Below are 16316 nucleotides of genomic sequence, written 5' to 3' on the forward strand. Positions count from 1 at the left end.
CGGCAGTGCCTGCACATGCGATACGTATGAAGTGCGTCCGGATGATCGGACTCGATTGAACCGCAATCGAGCTATCGACGGTCAAGGGCGGGAGCGGGCATTCCTCCAATGACGCCGGCGGAAATCAAACCCGCTGGCGGCCCGCTCGAACGGCCTCGACGATATCGATGGCGGCCCGGACGCCGCCTTCTATATCCAAATGGGAGTTGTCAAGCAAGTAAGCATCCGGGGCTTGTTTTAAAGGCGCGACGGCCCGGTTCTGGTCACGCTCGTCGCGCGCCAGGATGTCGGCCAGAATGGCAGCCTCATCGGCCGGTTCCCCACGTGAAAGCGCCTCGAGGGTGCGACGATGCGCCCGGATGCGGGGATCGGCGACGACGTAGATCTTCACCTCGGCGTCCGGGCAGATCACGGTTCCGATGTCGCGGCCGTCGAGCACGGCACCGGGCGGCCGGCTTGCGAACTGGCGCTGGAAAGCCACCAGCGCTTCGCGCACTTTCGGCAACGCCGATACCACCGAGGCCGCGGACCCGACCTGGTGCGACCTCAGCGCCGGATTGTCGAAGCTCGAGGGATCCAGGCTCATGGCGACGTCCGCCGCCCGCGCCTCGTCCTTGAGGTCGATGCCGGCGGTCAGTAGCGCATGCGCGACCGCCCGGTAGATCACGCCCGTATCCAGATGCCTGAGGCCGTAATGCGCCGCGAGACGCTTGGCCAGGGTGCCCTTGCCCGAGGCCGCCGGGCCGTCGATGGCGATGATCATGCGAAATCCGCGCCCGCCTTGCACATCAGCGGGATGAAATCGGGGAAGCTGGTGGCGATGAAGGCGGTGTCGTCGACCCTGACCGGCTTGTCGGAGGCGAGACCCATCACCAGGGCGGACATCGCGATGCGGTGGTCCATGTGGGTCGCGACGATGCCGCCGCCCGGCACGTGACCGCGGCCCTCGACGATCAGATCGTCGCCGGTGATCTCGACCTTGACGCCGTTGACACGCAGCATCGCCGCGGTGGCCTCCAGCCGGTCGGATTCCTTGACGCGCAGCTCATGCAGGCCGCGCATGATGGTCGTGCCCTCGGCATAGGCGGCGGCGACGGCCAAGACGAGATATTCGTCGATCATCGACGGCGCCCGCTCGGGCGGCACCACGACGCCGCGCAGCTTCGAGGCGCGCACGCGCAGGCGGGCCATCGGCTCGCCGGCATCGCCGCGGACGTCGTCCTCCTCGATCGAGGCGCCCATCTCGCGCAAGGTCGTGAACAGGCCGGTGCGCAGCGGGTTGGTCATCACGTCCGACAGCACGAGGTCCGAGCCGTCGACGATCAGCGCGGCGACCAGCGGGAACGCGGCCGAGGACGGGTCGGCGGGAACGATCACTGGCGCACCACGCAGCTCCGGCTGGCCGGTCAGTGCGACGCGGCGGCCATGAGACCCTTCCGGCGTGGTCACGATCTCCGCGCCGAAATGCTTCAGCATCAGCTCGGTGTGGTCGCGGCTGGCCTCCTGCTCGATCACGGTGGTCACACCGGGCGCGGCGAGGCCCGCGAGCAGCACCGCCGACTTGATCTGGGCCGAAGCCACCGGCGTACGGTACTCGATCGGCACCGGGTTGCCGGCGCCCTGCAGGGTTAACGGAAGCTTGCCGCCCTCGGCGCTGGCGGTCACCTTCGCCCCCATCAGCACCAGCGGGTCGAGGATGCGCCGCATCGGACGGCTGCGCAGCGAGGCATCACCGTCGAAAACGGCCGTGATCGGGCAACCGGCCACGGCGCCCATCACCAGCCTGCAGCCGGTGCCGGAGTTGCCGAAATCCAGCGGCGCGCTCGGCTGGGCGAAGCCGCCCACCCCGACGCCACGGACGGTCCACGCGAAATCGCCGGTGCGCTCGACCTTGGCACCCAGGGATCGCATCGATTTGGCGGTGTTGAGGACGTCCTCGCCCTCGAGCAGGCCGGAAATCCGGGTCTCACCGACCGACAGCGCCCCCAGGATCAGCGCCCGGTGCGAGATCGACTTGTCGCCAGGCACGCGAATCGTGCCCGAGAGGGGCCCTGAGGCGCGTGATTCCAGGGGAGTCGGGGCGATTGACGTGCTCACGGCGGGATCCTCGTGTTTCGGACGCGGCAGGTATCACAGCCCCCGCCCTCCGTCACGAGCGGTGATTTTCCCGTTGACAGCGCTATTGACAGCGGCGCGGCAACTAGCCAAGTGAGACACCGCTTTTCAGACATTGCCAGGACGCCTGCACGTGGCCAAATCCGAGCTCGGAACCAAACGCATTTGCCCGACGACGGGCAAAAAGTTCTACGACCTCAACAAGAACCCGGTGATTTCGCCCTACACCGGCGAGGTCGTGCCGATTGCGCCGATCGCGCCCACCCGCGCCATGCGCGGCGAGGCTGCGCGCGCTGCTGCGGCGGCCGACGTGGTCGAGCCCGCGGAGGCCGAGGAGCTGGTGCCGCTCGAGGAGGCCGACGCCGAGGAGAGCTCCGGCAAGGTCAAGGCCGTCGTTCCCGAATCGGAGGACGACATCGAGATCGACGAGACGCTCGACGACGACGAGGATGACGACTCGACCTTCATCGCCGACGAGGAAGAAGGCGACGAGGACGTGACCGACATCATCGGTGATGTCGGCGGCGACGAAGAATAATCGTCGAAGACACTTGAGATCAGCCGCGAACTGTGGTTCACGGTGCTCCCCGGCGGTCACCCAGACCGCCGGCTCGGTTCAGGGGCCATAGCTCAGCTGGGAGAGCGCTTGCATGGCATGCAAGAGGTCGGCGGTTCGATCCCGCCTGGCTCCACCAGCCTTCGCTCGCTTCGCGAGCTTCGGCTCGGCAAGCCACCCCAATCTGCCAGTTGCGCGAAGTGAGCGAAGGCTGTCGCGCCGTAGTCTGGACGCCGAAGCCCCCTTGGGCGGAGGCGGGAAGACGAAGGCGGACTTGGGCTCCGGGCGATAATGCTCTCTCCCCATCGCTTCGCGAGCTTCGGCTCGGCAAGCCACCCCAAACTCTCAGTTGCGCGAAGCGAGTGAAGGCTGTCGCGCCGTAGCCTGGACGCCGTAGCCCTCTTGGGCGGAGGCGGGAAGGCGAAGGCGGACTAGGCTCCGGGCCATGATGCCCCTTCATCAGTCGACTGAGCAGTTCAGCCCATCCAAGCTCTGGACGCCACGCAGCACGACCTGCCACATTCGCGCCCGTGAAGGGTCGAGGGCGGCCTGCGATGAAGTTCGTTTACATCCTGGAAAGTCTCAACGGCGAGCATTTCTACGCAGGCATCACCGACGACGTTCCGGCCCGCGTCACGAAGCACAATGCCGGTGAAGTCCCGCACACATCGAAGTTTCGGCCTTGGCGGCTCAAGACCTACGTTGCCTTCAGCGATGTGAAGCAGGCATTTGCCTTCGAGAAATATCTCAAGTCGGGTTCAGGCCGGGCTTTCGCGAAGAAGCGCCTTTAGAGCCCCCTCACCCCTCCACAACCGCATCGAGCCGCTCCCGCAGCCGCACCAGCTTGCCGTGCAGGTCGGCCAGCTCGGCGATCGAGCAGCCCGTCGCATCCAGGATCGCGGGCGGCACGATCGACCTTGCCTTGTCGCGCAGGCCCGCGCCCTGGGCGGTGAGGGTGACGATCACCTGACGCTCGTCCTCCGCCGACCGGGTCCGCTTGATCAGGTGCGTAGCCTCCATCCGCTTCAGCAGCGGCGTCAGCGTGCCAGAGTCGAGGAACAGCCGCGCGCCGATGTCCTTCACCGTCAAGCCGTCCTGCTCCCACAGCACCAGCATGACCAGATATTGCGGATAGGTCAGGCCAAGGCGGTCGAGCAGGGGCTTGTAGACGCGGTTGAAGGCGTGCGCGGTCGAATAGACTGCGAAGCAGAGCTGGTTGCCGAGCTGGAGCGGCAGGTCTGCCGCGGACTTCTTTCGCATCGAGGTCACCACAGGTCGATCCTATCGGCATCTTGAGCCCGCACGCCTCGGATCGACAACGGGCCCGGCGCACCGATCACGAATTTTCTACCGAACAATTATATTGTACACAATCTAATTGTGTGCAATATGGCCGCGCTGAATTCGTCCATCCAACCAGGAGACACCCATGTCCGTGAACGTGCTCTACAAGACCAGCGCCAAGGCCACCGGCGGCCGCGACGGCGAAGCCGCTACCCTCGACGGCTCGCTCAAGGTCAAGCTTTCCACCCCGAAGGAGCTCGGCGGCGGCGGCGGTGCCGGCAACAATCCGGAGCAGTTGTTTGCGGCCGGCTACGCAGCCTGCTTCATCGGCGCGATGAAGTTCGTCGGCTCGCAGGGCGGCCCCAAGGTTCCCGCCGACACGTCGGTGACCTCGACGGTCGGCATCGGCCCGCGCTCCGAAGGCGGCTTCGGCATCACCGTCGAGCTCGCAGTGTCGCTGCCCGGACTCGCCAAGGCCGACGCCGAAGCGCTGGTCGCCAAGGCGCACGAGGTGTGCCCCTATTCCAACGCCACGCGCGGCAATGTCGACGTCAAGCTGAGCGTCGTCTGAGCTTCAATTCCGTCATGCGGCAGGACGGCCTCCGTTGTCCTGCCGCATGGCAGCCCCCGTTTGCGCCGCCGCCGCAGCAATGCTTAATGATCGCGAGCTGAAACCAACCTCGCGACATCCGATGACACCCCAATTTGCTCCCGGCGCCATGGCCGGCCTGCGCGTGATCGATCTGACGCGCGTGCTCGGCGGCCCCTATTGCACGCAGATCCTGGCCGATCACGGCGCCGACGTGATCAAGGTCGAGCCGCCGGCCGGCGACGAGGTGCGTGACTGGGGTCCGCCCTTCCACGATGAGGACGCCGCCTATTTCGTCGGGATCAACCGCAACAAGCGCTCGATCGGCCTCGATCTCGCCTCAGAGGGCGGCCGCGCCGTGCTGATGCGGATGCTCGAGACGGCCGACGTGCTGATCGAGAACTTCAAGCCTGGCACCTTGGAGAAATGGGGCATCGGCAGCGACACGCTGCGCGAGACATTCCCCAAGCTGGTGCACTGCCGCATCTGCGGCTTCGGCGCGGATGGCCCGCGCGGCGGCAATCCCGGCTACGACGCGATCATCCAGGCGATGACCGGCATGATCGCGGCGACCGGTTCGCCGCAGAGCGGACCGATGCGGATCGGCGTGCCGCTGGTCGACATCACCACCGGACTCTATGCCGCGATCGGCATCCTGATGGCGCTGTCGGAGCGGCAGCGCTCGGGCATCGGTCAGTTCCTCGAGGTCACGCTGTATGAGACCGGTCTCGCGATCATGCATCCGCATACCGCAAACTACTTCATGCATGGCAAGCCGCCGTCGCTGACCGGCAACGAGCACCCGAACCTCGTTCCGTATGCGATCTTCGCGACCAAGACCGACGATATCTTCATCGGCGTCGGCAATGACGGCACCTTCCGCAAGCTCGCCAAGGAGATCGGCCGCCCCGAACTCGGCACCGATCCGCGCTTCGCCCGCAACAAGGATCGCGTCGCCAATCGCGAGGCGCTGCGCGCCGAGCTTGCCGCCGTGTTCAGCCAGTTCGAGGCGGAGCCGCTGTGCGACCGGCTGCTCGCGGCCGGTCTGCCGGCAGGACCCGTGCAGAAGATCGACCAGGCGCTGACCAATCCGCACACGATCTACCGCGGCGATGTCATCGAGAAGGACTGGTACAAGGGCGTCGCGTCGCCGATCCGGCTCGAACGCACCAAGCCGAGCCTGCGCTCCACCCCGCCGAAGTTCAGTCAGCACGCGCAGGAGGTGCTGACCGAGTTCGGTTACACGCCGAGCGAGATCGAGGCGCTGCTGTCCCAGGGCACGGTGTGCGCCGAGCGCAAGCGCTGAGGCGCCATCAGCCTGTCGTCTCTCACCGCCAGCGCCGGCCGGGGCATCGCCCCGGCGCGGCACCGTCTCCCGCAAGTCGCTGCGTTCCGCCGCGATGAACGCGCTTTCCGCTGACGATCCAACCGGTTATACATTCACGAAACTGTCATCTCGCGCTGCTACGGCCGCGACGCCGATGACGTTTCACGGGAGGTATTCTTTAATGTCACTTCGCCAATTCTGGACGGCCGCGACTGCGGCAGTCACGCTGGTCCTGAGCGCCGCAGCACCTGCGCATGCCGTGACCGAAATCCAGTGGTGGCATGCGATGACCGGCGCCAACAACGACGTCATCGTCAAGCTCGCCAACGATTTCAACGCCTCGCAGTCCGACTACAAGGTCGTCCCGACCTACAAGGGCAACTACGCCGACACGATGAATGCCGGCATCGCCGCCTTCCGCGCGGGCAATGCGCCCCACATCATGCAGGTGTTCGAGGTCGGCACCGCCACCATGATGGCCGCCACCGGCGCCGTGAAGCCGGTCTACAAGCTGATGCAGGACGCCGGCGAGACGTTCGACCCGAAGAGCTATCTGCCTGCGATCACGGGCTACTACTCGACCTCCAAGGGTGAGATGCTGTCGTTCCCCTTCAACTCGTCCTCCACGGTGATGTGGGTCAATCTCGACGAGCTGAAGAAGGTCAACGCCGAGATCCCGAAGACCTGGCCCGAACTGTTCGAGACCGCCAAGAAGCTGAAGGCGGCCGGCCATGCGACCTGCGGCTTCTCGGGCTCGTGGGTCACCTGGGTCAATCTCGAGCAGCTCTCCGCCTGGCACAACGTGCCGCTGGCCAGCAAGGCGAACGGTCTCGACGGCTTCGACACCGTGCTGGAGTTCAACGGTCCGCTGCAGGTCAAGCATCTCGAAAACCTGGTCGAGCTGCAGAAGGACAAGACCTACGACTATGCCGGCCGCACCAACACCGGTGAGGGCCGCTTCACCTCGGGCGAATGCCCGATCTACCTGACCTCGTCGGCGTTCTTCGGCAACGTCAAGGCCCAGGCCAAGTTCGCCTTCACCGCCGCGCCGATGCCGTATTATCCGGACGCCAAGGGCGCGCCGCAGAACTCGATCATCGGCGGCGCCTCGCTCTGGGTGATGGGCGGCAAGAGCGCGGACGAATACAAGGGCGTGGCGAAGTTCCTGACCTTCCTCTCGGACACCGATCGTCAGGTCTACATCCACAAGGCCTCGGGCTATCTGCCGATCACCAAGGCGGCCTACGCCAAGGCCAAGGCCGAGGGCTTCTACAAGGATCAGCCCTATCTGGAGACGCCCCTGCTCGAACTGACCAACAAGGAACCGACGGAGAATTCCCGCGGCCTGCGTCTGGGCAACATGGTGCAGCTGCGTGACGTCTGGTCGGAGGAAATCGAGCAGGCCCTGGCCGGCAAGAAGACCGCCAAGCAGGCGCTGGACGCCGCCGTCGAGCGCGGCAACCAGATGCTGCGCCAGTTCGAAAAGACGGCCGTGAAGTGAGGCCATGAGCCGGCAGGCCGCCCCGCGGCCTGCCGGTTCGCCGACCGACCATGCAGAAGAACGCCATCTTTCAGTCAAAACTGCTGCCGTTCGTGCTGGTCGCTCCCCAGCTCGCGATCGTGCTGATCTTCTTCTATTGGCCCGCGATCCAGGCCGTCATCCAGTCGTTCCTGCTGCAGGACGCGTTCGGCCTGTCCACGAGCTTCGTCTGGTTCGAGAACTACGCCGACCTGCTCAGCCAGCCGGACTATTTCCAGGCCATTCTCCGCACCTTCGGCTTCTCCTTCGCGATCGCGCTCTCGTCGCTGTCGGTCGCACTGCTGCTCGCGGTCATGGCGGATAAGCCGTTGCGCGGCGTCACGCTGTACCGGACGCTGCTGATCTGGCCCTATGCCGTGGCGCCGCCGGTGGTGGGCGTGCTCTGGATCTTCATGCTCCACCCGTCGCTCGGCGTGATCTCGCGCTATCTGCGCGCTGTTGGCATCGACTGGAATCCGCTGCTCGACGGCGACCAGGCGGCGCTGCAGATCATCCTCGCGGCCGCCTGGAAGCAGATCTCCTACAACTTCCTGTTCTTCCTCGCCGGGCTGCAGAGCATCCCCCGGAGCGTGCTCGAGGCGGCCGCGATCGACGGCGCGCGGCCGATGCGGCGGTTCTGGACCGTGACCTTCCCGCTGCTGTCACCGACCATCTTCTTCCTGCTGGTCATCAACATCGTCTACGCCTTCTTCGAGACCTTCGGCATCATCGACACGATGACCCGCGGTGGTCCTGGCAAATCCACCGAGACGCTGGTCTACAAGGTCTATACCGATGGCCTGCTCGGCGGCAATCTCGGCTCGTCGGCCGCACAATCCGTCGTTCTGATGGTCATCGTCATCGTGCTGACGGCGATCCAGTTCCGCTTCGTCGAGCGCAAGGTGACCTACTGATGGTCGAGCAAGAAGGCATTCGACGCTACGTCGCGCACGCCATCCTGTGGATCGGAATCGCGATCGTCGCGTTCCCGGTCTATCTCGCATTCGTCGCCTCGACGCAGGACAATGCGGTGATCGCCAACGGGCAGATGTCGCTGCTGCCTGGCGGGCACTTCCTGTCGACCTACTATCAGACGATCTTCGTTGGCACGAGCGGCTCGACCCGCGAGCCGGTTGCGACCATGCTTTTGAACTCGCTGGTCATGGCGCTGCTGATCGCCGTCGGCAAGATCGCGATCTCGATCATCTCGGCCTATGCGGTCGTCTACTTCCGCTTCCCGTTCCGCATGGCGATCTTCTGGCTCATCTTCATCACCCTCATGCTGCCGGTCGAGGTGCGCATCTATCCGACCTACAAGATCGTCGCCGACCTCCACATGCTCGACAGTTATGCCGGGCTCGCGCTGCCGCTGATCGCGTCCGCCACCGCCACGCTGCTGTTCCGCCAGTTCTTCATGACGGTGCCGGACGAGCTGCTGGAGGCGTCCCGCATCGACGGCGCCGGGCCGTTCCGCTTCTTCTGGGACACCCTGCTGCCGCTGTCGCGCACCAACATGGCGGCGCTGTTCGTGATCCTGTTCATCCTCGGCTGGAACCAATATCTCTGGCCGCTGCTGATCACGACGCGCGACGACATGCAGACCATCCAGATCGGCATCCGCAAGATGATCACGACGACCGACGCGCTGACCGAGTGGCCGATCGTGATGGCGACGGCCGTGCTCGCGATGCTGCCGCCGGTGTTCGTCGTCGTCGTCATGCAGCGCCTGTTCGTCAAGGGGCTGGTGGAGACGGAAAAGTGACGAAGGGGCGAATAGCGAATGGCGAGTGGCGAATAGGGATGTTCGCGCAACGGCTCGCTTCGTCCCCTTCCCTATTCGCCACTCCCCATTCGCTATTCGCTAGGTAACCACCAATGGCCAACGTCACCCTCCGCAACGTCCGCAAGGTCTACCAGGGCGGCTTCGAAGCCATCAAAGGCGTCGATGTCGATGTCGGCGACGGTCAGTTCTGCGTGCTAGTCGGGCCGTCGGGCTGCGGCAAATCCACCCTGCTGCGGATGGTCGCGGGGCTCGAGACGATCACCTCGGGCGAGATCGACATCGGCGGCCGCATCGTCAATGCGATCGAGCCGGCGGATCGCGACATCGCGATGGTGTTCCAGAACTACGCGCTCTATCCGCACATGACCGTCTACAACAACATGGCCTACGGCCTGCGCAATCGCGGCATGGCGGAAAAGGAGATCAGGACGCGGGTCGAGGACGCCGCACGCATCCTCGAGCTCGGCACCATGCTCGAGCGGAAGCCGCGCCAGCTCTCCGGCGGCCAGCGCCAGCGCGTGGCGATGGGCCGCGCCATCGTGCGCCAGCCCAAGGTGTTCCTGTTCGACGAGCCGCTCTCGAACCTCGACGCCAAGCTGCGCATCGCGATGCGGGTCGAGATCCGCAAGCTGCAGCGCCGGCTCAACACCACCGCGATCTACGTCACCCACGACCAGCTCGAGGCGATGACGCTCGCCGACATCCTGGTGGTGATGAACGGCGGGAAGGTCGAGCAGATCGGCAATCCGCTCGAGATCTATCAGCGTCCAGCCACCACCTTCGTCGCGTCCTTCATCGGCGCGCCGCCGATGAACCTGATGCCGACCGATGGCGTGCGCGCCCAGTTGCTCGGCGCCGACGCGGTTCCCCAAGAAGCGGGCCAGCTCGGCATCCGGCCTGAGGATTTCCAGCTTGGCGACACCGTTCCGGCGGGCGGGATCGGGCTCGACCTCCGCGTCGAGGCGATCGAGCATGTCGGCGCCGAGACCTATGTCTACGGCGCACGCCAGGACGCGGGCAGCGATGACCGGCTCTCCGCGACCGCCAACGACATCATCGTGCGGCTGCCGGGTACCGCCGCGCCGGAGATCGGCGCACGGATTCGCGCCGTGGCACCGCGGGCCAAGCTGCATCTGTTCTCGGCCGACGGCCGTCAGCGGCTGTCCGTTTAAACCCTTCCACAGACAGGCTGTTCCGGCGCATTCGGGGTGCTTGAACGCGCCCCGGATCGTGCCCATATTGCTGCTCAAGGGGTGCCGTCAGGGCCCTGATACATCAAAGTCGCTTCGAGAGGACTTTGTAAACCATGTCTCGTGTTCCTTCGCTCTCCAGCCCTTTCCTGCTGGGCTTCGACGAGATCGAGCGCGTCCTCGACCGCGTCGTCAAAGGTGCCGACGGCTATCCGCCCTACAATATCGAGCGGTTCGAACGCACCAATGGCCAGCCCGAGCGTCTGCGGATCACGCTGGCGGTGGCGGGTTTCACCCGCGACCAACTCGATGTCACCATTGAGGAAAACCAGCTCGTCATCCGCGGCCGGCAACAGGACGACAAGACCAGGCAATACATTCATCGCGGCATCGCCGCGCGCCACTTCCAGCGCACCTTCGTGCTGGCGGAGGGAATGCATGTGCTTGGTGCGGACCTGAAGAACGGGCTGTTGTCAGTCGATCTGGCCAGGCCAGAGCCTGAGCGGATCGTTAAGACAATAGCGATCAATGAACACGAATAATGGTTGATGGAACGAGTAGCGGACTCGACCGCTTGAGTCTCAGAAGGAGTCGAGACCATGACTGAAGGTAATGTTGCGTCGGAATCCCCCGTCTCCCTGGAGTCGCTGGCGACCTTGGGCGAGGGCCACATCGCTTACGTGAAGCAGATCCGCTCCGAGGACGTACCGGGACTGTTTCCGCAGGCGCCGCACATCGCGCCGGGACTGAAGCTGTTCGCCTTGCATGCCGCCGACGGCACGCCGATCATGCTCACCGACAGCCGCGAAGCGGCGATTGCGAATGCGTGGAGTCACGAACTCCAGGCCGTGAGCGTCCACTGACGCAAAGGCCGAGCCGCAGCGCTGACAACGGCCGCTTCTCGTGAGACTCAACGCTCATTGAGACGCGATGCTCATGAGGAGCATGCAGCTCAAGGACTCACACGAGGGCGGTCCACGGAAACGGGGACGGCCCTTTTTTCTGCTCGTAGCGATGGCCGCGCATGACCTTGATGACGACACCCATGAGCCCGGCCGGACTGCGTGCAGATCCTGCGCTCGCGGACGCACTGCTCGCGCTCAACAATGCGCATGCCTCCGAGCTGTCGTGGCTCACGCCCGAAACGCTCCTGCAACTGCTCGATCGGGCATGGCTGGCCTGGCGAATTGGCAGGGCCGACGCGCTGATGATCGCGCTCGACCATGCCGCCGTCTACGATAATCCCAATCACCGCTGGTTTCGCGCGCGCTACGATCGGTTCGTCTATGTCGACCGCATCGTGGTGGCGCCGGCCGCCCGCGGCCGGGGCCTGGCGCGGCAGCTCTATGAGGAGCTGATTCGGGAGGCGACCGCGGCGGGCCACGACCGCATCGTCTGCGAGGTCAATCTGGATCCGCCCAATCCGCAGTCGGACGCGTTTCATGCTGCGCTCGGCTTCGCGCCGCTGGCGACGGCCGGCATCCATGGCGGCGCCAAAACGGTGCGCTACATGGCGAGATCATTGCGATAGCCGGCCAAGGACGAAGCGGCTGCTGAAGTGCGTTTGAGAAATTTGTTTCCGTCGATGTCCGGAACGGTCGATTTGACAACCAGATACAATCCGACCCGGTTTAAGGCGAAGGTGTCCAATCCTTAAGTTGTCCCTGTTGCGGCACGCGCTAGTCCGATGTGTGACGAGCATGTGTAGGGATGGCAGATGCATGGATCACGGCTTGATGCAGGCGTCTTTCGAGAGCTTGCGCTCGGGACCCTACCCAACCGGCACGTCTTTCTTGACAGTCCTCCGCCTGGGCCCAGCCCTTACTACGTCATCTGCAACAGCGTGCCGAAAGCGGGGACGTACCTGCTGGTCGAACTCGTCAGAGCGCTGGGCGGTCATGTCGATGTCGGCTATCACACCTACACGTCATCGATCAGCAAGCTGAATCCCGACGGTTCGCTCGACTACGGACGCGCGCTTCCGGCCCCGCTCTGGGCGTCGGCCCTGCGCTCCGGCTACTCCTGCGCCTCGCACACCGAGTATTGTCCGTATCTCGAGCAATACCTCCTGGGCAGACCGGAACACAAGATGCTGTTCATCGTCCGCGATCCCCGCGACATCGTCGTGAGCTGGGTCGACTTCGTCTACCACTCGGCGGCCTATCCGAAGATGCGGAAGTGGAACGCCTATCTGCGGTCGGCCGGATCGGCCGCTCACCCCGATGACGCCTCCCGAATCACATCGACCCTCCTCTCCTTGCCCCGATCGGGCATCAAGAAGTTCATGAGCTGGCTGGACTCGCCAGCCTGCCTGACCGTGAAGTTCGAAGAGCTCTATTCAGAGCTCGCGATCGACGATGTGGCGCGGTCGTCGTTTCCTGTCCTCAACCGCATCTGCGACTACCTGGGACTTCCGCGCAAGACGGCCGCGGAGCTCGATGTGCTCGGCCGCGGCCTGACGTCGTCGGGACGCGGCCGGAAGGTCGGCATCTACAGGGAGCGAATGACGCCGCATCATTTCGACCTGCTCCGCAGCGAGGCATTCCAGGAGCTCGTCGTCGAGTTCGGCTACGAGCCGACGCCGTTGCACACGCCCGCGCGGACGAACGGGTTCGGGGCCGCGCGGAGGCTCGCCAGCAGGCTTTGTCGGTCCTTGCGGGGCGGCGCGATACGACGTCAGGCGGCGGAAGCGGGCGGCAGCGCCAACACCGAATAGATCGCCTGGGCGTCGCGCGAGGCACGGAGCTTCTTGGCGACATCCTGGTCGCGGAGCAGCCGGGCGATCCGCGCCAGGGCCTTCAGATGGTCGGCGCCGGCGCCTTCCGGCGCCAGCAGCAGGAACACCAGATCGACCGGCTGGCCGTCCATGGCCTCAAAATCGATCGGCCGCTCCAGCCGGGCGAACAGGCCGAACAGCTTCTCCAGCTTCGGCAGCTTGCCGTGGGGAATCGCGACGCCATACCCGACGGCCGTGGTTCCGAGCTTCTCCCGCTGCAGCAGCACTTCGAACACGTTGCGCTCGTTCTGCCCGGTCAGCGCGGCCGCGCGCGCGGCGAGCTCCTGCAGCGCCTGCTTCTTACTGATGACCTTCAAAGCCGGCACGATCGCCTCGGGTGCGACCAGATCGGTAATCGGCATAGGGCGTTCCGAGGTGATTGAACCGTCAGGGTGCGAAATAGGTCGGGACAGACCGGCGTCAAGAAGCTGAGGCGGCAGGCGGGCTTAACCCGTGTCCGATGGGTGGGCTTCTACCCCAACGCAACGGCCGTGCCAACACCCGCAAGCGCGTTCCCGCAGCCTATCCTTAAAGATCGCCGGAGCGTGGCGGCCTGAAGGCGCCAGCGCCCCAACCTCTTGATCGCATCCCTTCATTGCCGTGGCGTGACGTCGCAACCGGTCCGCCAACCACCTGATCGGGAACCGGTTTTCACGCCGCCGGGAGATCCCTGGAAGGCGTCCGCGCGGCTACGGTTTCACCGCCGGCGGATCGACCCAGCCGATATTGCCGTCGGCGCGGCGGTAGATGATGTTCACCCGGCCGCTGGAACCGTGCTGAAACACCATGCAGGGCGCGCCCGAAAGATCGAGCTCCATCACGGCTTCGGACACCGACAGGCGCTTCAACGCCGTGGTGTTCTCGGCAATGATCACCGGGCTGTAGCCGGTGATCTCCTCGTCGCCCTCGGCCGGCGCCTCGATCACGTAGCTCGGCGCATCCAGTACCGCGCCGTCGAGATTGGCGAGCGCCGCATTGGCGGCATGGGATTTGCGCCCCGAGCGGTCCTTCAGCCGGCTCTTGTAGCGGCGCAGGCGCTTCTCGATCATCAGGAGCGCCTGGTCGGCGCTGGCATAGGCGTCCGGCGCGTTCGATTCGGCCTCGAGGGTGATGCCCGAATCGAGGTGCAGCGCGCAATCGGTCTTAAATCCGAAACCGTCCTTGGAGAGCGTGACATGGCCGGAATAGTTGCCGTCGAAGTATTTTCGCAAGACTTCGTCGGTGCGCTCGCTGACGCGCCCACGCAGCGCTTCGCTGACGCTGATGCTCTTTCCGGAAATCCGCAGGGTCATGTGTCGCCTCGATTCATGTGAACCAAGTATGACACTAAGCCTATTTGGTTAAGGCGCAATCTTGCGCAGCGGTCAAACTGACGCGGCATCCCGGGTGCGGTCGGCGCTGGCGGGAGCCGAGAGGGCATGCGCCAGCATGCTCTGCTTGTCGCGGCGGCGCTGCACCGAGGACGGGATCCGCATCGCCTCCCGGTATTTCGCGACCGTGCGGCGGGCGATGTCGATGCCGGCGGTCCGCAGCTTCTCGACGATGGTGTCATCGGAGAGAATTGCGGAGGGATCTTCCGCATCGATCAATTGCTTGATGTGATGCCGCACGGCTTCCGCCGAGTGCGCCTCGCCGCCATCAGCCGATGCGATCGAGGCGGTGAAGAAATATTTCAGCTCGAACGTGCCGCGATTCGTCGCCATGTATTTGTTGGCGGTGACGCGCGACACGGTTGATTCATGCATCTGGATCGCATCCGCAACGGCCTTCAAGTTGAGCGGCCGCAGATGCGCGACACCGTGGGTGAAGAAGCCGTCCTGCTGGCGCACGATTTCGGTCGCCACCTTCAGGATCGTGCGGGCGCGCTGATCGAGCGCGCGCACCAGCCACGTCGCATTCTGCAGGCAGTCGGTGAAGTAGGACTTGTCGCCGTCCTTGCGGATCGTCTTCGACAGCTCGGAGTAATAGTGCTGGTTCACCAGGACGCGCGGCAGCGTGTCGCTGTTGAGCTCGACCAGCCAGCCGCCGTCGGGACCCGGGCGCACGTAGACGTCGGGCACCATGGTCTGTGTGCGCGTGGTGCCGAACTTCAGCCCCGGCTTCGGGTCGAGCCTGCGGATCTCGCCGATCATGTCGACGAGGTCCTCGTCGTCGACGCCGCACAGCTTGCGAAGAGCGACGAAGTCGCGCTTGGCCAGGAGATCGAGGTGCTCGACCAGCGCCTGCATCGCCGGATCGTAGCGGTCGAGCTCGCGCAGCTGGATCGCGAGACATTCGCTCAAATTGCGGGCGCAGATGCCGGGCGGATCGAAGGTCTGCAGCACGCCGAGCACCGCATCGACGTCGGCCTGCTCGGCGCCGAGGCGGTCGGCGGCCTGGCCGAGATCGGCGGGCAGATAGCCGGCCTCGTCCACGAGATCGATCAGGTACTGGCCGATCATGCGGTCGGCCGGCGCGGTGAAGGCCACCGCCGCCTGCTCGGCGAGATGATCCGACAGCGTGGTCTCGGCCGCGACAAAGGCTTCGAGATTGTAGTCCTCGTCGCCCGAGGCGCCACCGCCCCATTCGGTGTAGGTGGTCGGCGCGGCGTCCTGCGCATTGCGCGCGGCGGCCTCCGCCGGCTCCTCGGAGAACACGTTGTCGAGTCCGGTGTCGAGCGTCTGTTCGATCTCCGTACGGGTGCCGAGATCGCGGCTCATCCAGTCTTCCTGGGCGCCCTCGAAGCTGTCGCCGCCGCTGCCGCCGGCCTCGCCGAAATCGTCGCCGCCGGTCTCGCCACCTTCCGAGAACTCGGCGCGCTCGGACATCTGCTGCTCGCCCGCGACCGGCGCTTCCGGACCGTCGCTGGCCCGCTCCAGCAGCGGATTGCGCTCCAGCTCCTCTTCGACGAACGTGGAGAGGTCGAGATTGGACAGTTGCAGCAGCTTGATCGCCTGCATCAGCTGCGGCGTCATCACCAGCGACTGCGACTGGCGGAATTCTAATCTCTGCGTCAACGCCATGGGAGCAAGAACATTCCCTTACTGGTCCAATTCTTGCTTATCCTAATCCGCGCGCGATGTACACGGCTTGACGAATAAGAAAAACGGAGTATGGCGCGCGCGGAAGACGCAGTTACCGGCCCGCGAGGACTCGCTGGAAACAGCATTGATCGTAGTGGTTGCGTCGCTTGTCGCG

The 16316-nt window shown here is 65.0% G+C and carries 18 protein-coding genes and 1 tRNA gene; 13 read left to right on the plus strand and 6 right to left on the minus strand.

Features of this window, described 5'->3' with window-relative positions; translation table 11 throughout:
- Nucleotides 1–124: 124 nt before the first annotated feature.
- Both cmk and aroA read right to left on the minus strand, forming a co-directional pair.
- On the minus strand, nt 125–763 hold the full coding sequence (gene cmk, locus ACQR0W_RS09375) for a (d)CMP kinase (protein WP_316166372.1): 639 nt from the start codon (nt 761–763) through the stop codon (nt 125–127).
- Nucleotides 760–2097 carry a 3-phosphoshikimate 1-carboxyvinyltransferase gene (gene aroA / locus ACQR0W_RS09380; protein WP_316170023.1) on the minus strand — a complete coding sequence of 446 codons (1338 nt, stop codon included), beginning with the start codon at nt 2095–2097 and terminating at the stop codon, nt 760–762. Before aroA ends, cmk begins: the two co-directional genes overlap by 4 nt.
- 151 nt (nt 2098–2248) lie before the next feature.
- Here aroA and ACQR0W_RS09385 point away from each other — a divergent pair, with 151 nt between their 5' ends.
- The 3 genes from ACQR0W_RS09385 to ACQR0W_RS09395 all read left to right on the plus strand — a co-directional run bounded on the left by ACQR0W_RS09385 (nt 2249) and on the right by ACQR0W_RS09395 (nt 3462).
- Complete coding sequence (locus ACQR0W_RS09385) at nt 2249–2653, plus strand: TIGR02300 family protein (protein ID WP_316170022.1); 405 nt, start codon at nt 2249–2251, stop codon at nt 2651–2653.
- Between the two features lie 81 nt (nt 2654–2734).
- Nucleotides 2735–2810 (plus strand) — tRNA-Ala (locus ACQR0W_RS09390).
- A gap of 415 nt (nt 2811–3225) precedes the next feature.
- On the plus strand, nt 3226–3462 hold the full coding sequence (locus ACQR0W_RS09395) for a GIY-YIG nuclease family protein (protein ID WP_316166375.1): 237 nt from the start codon (nt 3226–3228) through the stop codon (nt 3460–3462).
- A 7-nt stretch (nt 3463–3469) separates the two neighbouring features.
- Here the strand turns inward: ACQR0W_RS09395 and ACQR0W_RS09400 are convergent, their stop codons facing one another.
- Complete coding sequence (locus ACQR0W_RS09400) at nt 3470–3931, minus strand: MarR family winged helix-turn-helix transcriptional regulator (protein WP_315750467.1); 462 nt, start codon at nt 3929–3931, stop codon at nt 3470–3472.
- A 169-nt stretch (nt 3932–4100) separates the two neighbouring features.
- Here ACQR0W_RS09400 and ACQR0W_RS09405 point away from each other — a divergent pair, with 169 nt between their 5' ends.
- The 10 genes from ACQR0W_RS09405 (at nt 4101) to ACQR0W_RS09450 (ending at nt 13079) form a co-directional block, all read left to right on the plus strand.
- Complete coding sequence (locus tag ACQR0W_RS09405) at nt 4101–4526, plus strand: organic hydroperoxide resistance protein (protein WP_009026309.1); 426 nt, start codon at nt 4101–4103, stop codon at nt 4524–4526.
- A 121-nt stretch (nt 4527–4647) separates the two neighbouring features.
- The gene (locus ACQR0W_RS09410) at nt 4648–5850 is read left to right on the plus strand and encodes a CaiB/BaiF CoA transferase family protein (RefSeq protein ID WP_315825665.1); all 1203 of its coding nucleotides are present in this window, start codon (nt 4648–4650) and stop codon (nt 5848–5850) included.
- Nucleotides 5851–6052: 202 nt separating this feature from the next.
- Nucleotides 6053–7372 carry a sn-glycerol-3-phosphate ABC transporter substrate-binding protein UgpB gene (ugpB, locus tag ACQR0W_RS09415; protein WP_315716880.1) on the plus strand — a complete coding sequence of 440 codons (1320 nt, stop codon included), beginning with the start codon at nt 6053–6055 and terminating at the stop codon, nt 7370–7372.
- Between the two features lie 50 nt (nt 7373–7422).
- Nucleotides 7423–8304: a sn-glycerol-3-phosphate ABC transporter permease UgpA gene (gene ugpA, locus ACQR0W_RS09420; protein WP_315716879.1), complete on the plus strand. Its 882-nt coding sequence runs from the start codon at nt 7423–7425 to the stop codon at nt 8302–8304.
- Nucleotides 8304–9152, plus strand: a complete 849-nt coding sequence (ugpE, locus tag ACQR0W_RS09425; RefSeq protein ID WP_315716878.1) for a sn-glycerol-3-phosphate ABC transporter permease UgpE — start codon at nt 8304–8306, stop codon at nt 9150–9152. The genes ugpA and ugpE overlap by 1 nt, the downstream gene beginning before the upstream one ends.
- Nucleotides 9153–9265: 113 nt before the next feature.
- Nucleotides 9266–10345, plus strand: coding sequence for a sn-glycerol-3-phosphate import ATP-binding protein UgpC (locus ACQR0W_RS09430; RefSeq protein WP_315716877.1), 1080 nt, complete (start codon nt 9266–9268; stop codon nt 10343–10345).
- Nucleotides 10346–10479: 134 nt separating this feature from the next.
- Nucleotides 10480–10905 carry an Hsp20 family protein gene (locus ACQR0W_RS09435; protein WP_006613108.1) on the plus strand — a complete coding sequence of 142 codons (426 nt, stop codon included), beginning with the start codon at nt 10480–10482 and terminating at the stop codon, nt 10903–10905.
- A gap of 57 nt (nt 10906–10962) precedes the next feature.
- On the plus strand, nt 10963–11226 hold the full coding sequence (locus tag ACQR0W_RS09440) for a DUF1150 family protein (protein WP_009026315.1): 264 nt from the start codon (nt 10963–10965) through the stop codon (nt 11224–11226).
- A 161-nt stretch (nt 11227–11387) separates the two neighbouring features.
- Nucleotides 11388–11894, plus strand: coding sequence for a GNAT family N-acetyltransferase (locus ACQR0W_RS09445; protein WP_315716876.1), 507 nt, complete (start codon nt 11388–11390; stop codon nt 11892–11894).
- A 312-nt stretch (nt 11895–12206) separates the two neighbouring features.
- Nucleotides 12207–13079: a hypothetical protein gene (locus ACQR0W_RS09450; RefSeq protein ID WP_316170021.1), complete on the plus strand. Its 873-nt coding sequence runs from the start codon at nt 12207–12209 to the stop codon at nt 13077–13079.
- Here ACQR0W_RS09450 and ptsN read toward each other — a convergent pair.
- The 3 genes from ptsN to rpoN all read right to left on the minus strand — a co-directional run bounded on the left by ptsN (nt 13040) and on the right by rpoN (nt 16141).
- On the minus strand, nt 13040–13501 hold the full coding sequence (gene ptsN, locus ACQR0W_RS09455; RefSeq protein ID WP_315716874.1) for a PTS IIA-like nitrogen regulatory protein PtsN: 462 nt from the start codon (nt 13499–13501) through the stop codon (nt 13040–13042). The genes ACQR0W_RS09450 and ptsN overlap by 40 nt on opposite strands.
- Before the next feature lie 327 nt (nt 13502–13828).
- Nucleotides 13829–14431 carry a ribosome hibernation-promoting factor, HPF/YfiA family gene (gene hpf / locus ACQR0W_RS09460; RefSeq protein WP_315741249.1) on the minus strand — a complete coding sequence of 201 codons (603 nt, stop codon included), beginning with the start codon at nt 14429–14431 and terminating at the stop codon, nt 13829–13831.
- Between the two features lie 72 nt (nt 14432–14503).
- The gene (gene rpoN, locus ACQR0W_RS09465; RefSeq protein WP_315825669.1) at nt 14504–16141 is read right to left on the minus strand and encodes an RNA polymerase factor sigma-54; all 1638 of its coding nucleotides are present in this window, start codon (nt 16139–16141) and stop codon (nt 14504–14506) included.
- Nucleotides 16142–16316: the final 175 nt, after the last annotated feature.

This window comes from Bradyrhizobium sp. HKCCYLRH1034 (genome assembly GCF_051168375.1).
Lineage (GTDB): Bacteria > Pseudomonadota > Alphaproteobacteria > Rhizobiales > Xanthobacteraceae > Bradyrhizobium.

Bases quoted from the DNA above. Each gene is read 5' to 3' on its own strand.
- ACQR0W_RS09445 (WP_315716876.1), top strand. From the start codon at position 11,388: ATGACCTTGATGACGACACCCATGAGCCCGGCCGGACTGCGTGCAGAT.
- ptsN (WP_315716874.1), bottom strand. From the start codon at position 13,501: ATGCCGATTACCGATCTGGTCGCACCCGAGGCGATCGTGCCGGCTTTG.
- ugpE (WP_315716878.1), top strand. From the start codon at position 8,304: ATGGTCGAGCAAGAAGGCATTCGACGCTACGTCGCGCACGCCATCCTG.
- ugpA (WP_315716879.1), top strand. From the start codon at position 7,423: ATGCAGAAGAACGCCATCTTTCAGTCAAAACTGCTGCCGTTCGTGCTG.
- ACQR0W_RS09395 (WP_316166375.1), top strand. From the start codon at position 3,226: ATGAAGTTCGTTTACATCCTGGAAAGTCTCAACGGCGAGCATTTCTAC.
- ugpB (WP_315716880.1), top strand. From the start codon at position 6,053: ATGTCACTTCGCCAATTCTGGACGGCCGCGACTGCGGCAGTCACGCTG.
- ACQR0W_RS09440 (WP_009026315.1), top strand. From the start codon at position 10,963: ATGACTGAAGGTAATGTTGCGTCGGAATCCCCCGTCTCCCTGGAGTCG.
- ACQR0W_RS09435 (WP_006613108.1), top strand. From the start codon at position 10,480: ATGTCTCGTGTTCCTTCGCTCTCCAGCCCTTTCCTGCTGGGCTTCGAC.
- ACQR0W_RS09405 (WP_009026309.1), top strand. From the start codon at position 4,101: ATGTCCGTGAACGTGCTCTACAAGACCAGCGCCAAGGCCACCGGCGGC.
- ACQR0W_RS09430 (WP_315716877.1), top strand. From the start codon at position 9,266: ATGGCCAACGTCACCCTCCGCAACGTCCGCAAGGTCTACCAGGGCGGC.
- hpf (WP_315741249.1), bottom strand. From the start codon at position 14,431: ATGACCCTGCGGATTTCCGGAAAGAGCATCAGCGTCAGCGAAGCGCTG.
- ACQR0W_RS09410 (WP_315825665.1), top strand. From the start codon at position 4,648: ATGACACCCCAATTTGCTCCCGGCGCCATGGCCGGCCTGCGCGTGATC.
- ACQR0W_RS09400 (WP_315750467.1), bottom strand. From the start codon at position 3,931: ATGCGAAAGAAGTCCGCGGCAGACCTGCCGCTCCAGCTCGGCAACCAG.
- cmk (WP_316166372.1), bottom strand. From the start codon at position 763: ATGATCATCGCCATCGACGGCCCGGCGGCCTCGGGCAAGGGCACCCTG.
- rpoN (WP_315825669.1), bottom strand. From the start codon at position 16,141: ATGGCGTTGACGCAGAGATTAGAATTCCGCCAGTCGCAGTCGCTGGTG.